The 2622-nt window shown below is 68.8% G+C and carries 4 protein-coding genes; all 4 read left to right on the forward strand.

Annotated elements, in window-relative coordinates:
• On the forward strand, positions 1–1343 hold a 1343-nt coding region (locus tag ACIQ67_RS20580), incomplete at its 5' end, for a GMC family oxidoreductase N-terminal domain-containing protein (RefSeq protein WP_397536236.1).
• A gap of 3 nt (positions 1344–1346) precedes the next feature.
• Positions 1347–1517: a GMC oxidoreductase gene (locus ACIQ67_RS20585; RefSeq protein WP_397536237.1), complete on the forward strand. Its 171-nt coding sequence runs from the start codon at positions 1347–1349 to the stop codon at positions 1515–1517.
• 14 nt (positions 1518–1531) lie between these two features.
• Entirely contained in the window at positions 1532–2248 is a 717-nt protein-coding gene (locus ACIQ67_RS20590; RefSeq protein ID WP_397536238.1) for an OmpW family protein, read from the forward strand.
• A 63-nt stretch (positions 2249–2311) separates the two neighbouring features.
• Positions 2312–2622, forward strand: a 311-nt coding sequence (locus tag ACIQ67_RS20595; protein ID WP_397536239.1) for a hypothetical protein, incomplete at its 3' end; no start/stop codon positions are given.

Genomic DNA, 2622 nt, shown 5'->3' on the forward strand with positions numbered 1-2622 from the left:
AGCAGGGGCGCGAGGTCTCTGCCGCAGACATGCGCGCCGCGTCGGAAGACCCCAAGCGCTTGCTGTGGGCGCCGCGCCTGGGCCTGCGCGGCCATTTCAGCCAGACGTTGCTGCGCCATCTCAGCGTAGCGCGCGGCATTGGCGTGGGCGGCGGCAGCCTGGTGTTTGCCGGGGTGCTGCTGGAGCCTGGGGAAGGCTTCTACCGCGACCTGGCCTGGGCCACGCTGCCCCCGCGCGACTGGCGCGCCGAGCTGGCGCCGCATTGCGCCATGGCGGCGCGCATGCTGGGCCGCGCCGTCAACCCGCGCCAGAGCCAGCAGGACCACTGGCTGCGCGACACCGCTGCGGCGATGGGCGCGTTGCATAGCTTCGGCCCGGTGCCGCAGGCCATCCTGTTCGGTACGCCGGGACAAGCGGCAGGCGAGGCCATCGCCGATCCCTTTTTCGGCGGCGCCGGCCCTGAGCGGCAGGCCTGCACCTTCTGCGCCGATTGCTGCAGCGGGTGCCATGTCGGCGCCAAGAACTCGCTGGACAAGAACTACCTGCACTTGGCGCGCCGGCTGGGCGTGCAGATCCTGCCTGAGCGGCGGGTCGATTGCATCACGCCCTTGAACAGCGGCGAAGGCGGCTACGAGCTGCGCGTGCGCAGCACCCGAGATGCCGCTCTGCTTGAGCATTACCGTGCGCGCCGCGTCGTCGTCGCGGCCGGCGTTCTGGGCACGCTGGAGCTGCTGTTGTCCTGCCGCGAGCGCTGGCGCACGCTGCCAGCGCTGTCGCCGCGGCTGGGCGCGGTGGTGCGCAGCAACTCCGAGGTGATCAGCACCGTCACCGCGCGCGAGCCCGACATCGATCTGCGCGATGGCGCCACCATCTCCACCCACTTCATGCTGGGGCCGGACACCCACATCACGCAGAACCGCTTCTCGCGCTCCATGCGCGTGCTGCGCTGGCAGGGCGGCCCGCTGGTCAGCGAGCCGCGGCCGCTGCGGCGTGCGCTCAAGACCCTGGCCGCATTCGTTCTGCGTCCGCGTGAGGCCACGGCCAGCATGCGCAGCGGGCGCCGCTGGGCCGAACGCTCGACCGTGCTGCTAACGATGCAGGCGGTAGACAACCAGCTGGCGCTGCGCCTGAAGCGCGGCTTGCTGGGCTGGCGCCTGTCCAGCGCGGTTCCGGCGGGGCAGACGCGCGCGCCGTCCTACCTGCCGCAGGCGCAGACGCTGACTGAAACCTTTGCGCGCCTGAGCGGCGGAACGGCGGGCAATGCCCTGCCGGAGACGCTGCTGGGCGCCGCCACGACGGCCCATGTATTGGGCGGCTGCGTGATGGCCGGCTCTGCCGACTAGGGCGTGGTCAATGAAGCCGGAGAAGTTTTCGGCTACCCGGGGCTCTATGTGATGGATGCCTCGATCCTGCCGGCGAACGTCGGCGTCAACCCCAGTCTCACCATCACGGCGATGGCCGAGCGCTGCATGAGCCTGTTTCCTGAACCGGCTCACAACTCAACGACAAGAAACTAGGAGACACAGACATCATGACCACACTCGCACACAAGGCGCGCTTGCTGGCCGCTGCCGCTCTTGGGCTGGCCGCCATGGGCGCCTCGGCGCAGGAACTCCGTATCGGGCTGGTTCATATCGATCCCAGCGCCAGCTCGGACGGCATCAAGGGCCTGAACCCGCTGGGCTCGATCCTGGCCCGGCCCGGCTACAACGCCACGTTGGGCAAGGCCACCACCGTGCTGGTGACCTACGAGCAGCGTTTCATGGACGACCGCTTCGGCGCGCAGCTGGTGCTGGGCATCCCGCCCAAGCACGACATCATCGGGGCCGGTACGCTCAAGCCGGGCGAGACCATCGGCAGCCTGAAGCAGTTTTCGCCCGGCCTGCTGTTCAACTATCACTTCGCCGACCGCAAGGCAACCTGGCGGCCCACGCTGGGCATCGGCCCGCTGTTCTCGACCATCCGCAGCGTCAGTATTGATCAGGCGGTGCAGCCCAACACCACGGCCAAGGCTGACAAGGCCTGGGGTGTTGTGGCGCATGCAGCGCTGTCCTATGCGGCCAATGAGCGCTGGTCGGTGGTTGGTGCCCTGGGCCACACCCGCGTGAAGAACTCCATCACGCTGAGCACCGACACCAGCAAGCCGCCGTACACGATGCTGGGCCTGCCGCCTGGCACGGCGCTCAGCGGGCTGGATGTGAAGACGCGCAACACGACCTTGTCGCTGACGCTGGGCTACAACTTCTGATCCTGGGCGTCCCTCGCCCCTTGTCGGTCGAGGGGCTTGGCCGTGGCCCCTAGAATGCACGCTATGCGCCGCCTTGTGCTGATCCTGCTGATGTTCGTGCTGCCGCTCCAGTTCAGCTGGGCGGCGGTCGCGGGCGTCTGCGAGATTGAGGCCTCGGCTGGTGCGCTGGGAGCGATCGGCTACCACGTGCATGAGCATGACCACGAGCACGCTCAGCCCAAGGCCGATGGCAGCCAGCAAGACACGCTGAATGCCGACGTCGACCGCGACTGCGGCCCCTGTCATGGCCACAGCCATGGCAGCGCGGCGATGCTTGGCCTGCCGCTCGTGCATGTGGCCCAGACCAGCGACCGCTACGGCTGGCACACGCCACC

This window comes from Roseateles sp., assembly GCF_044373315.1.
GTDB lineage: Bacteria > Pseudomonadota > Gammaproteobacteria > Burkholderiales > Burkholderiaceae_C > JACDQM01.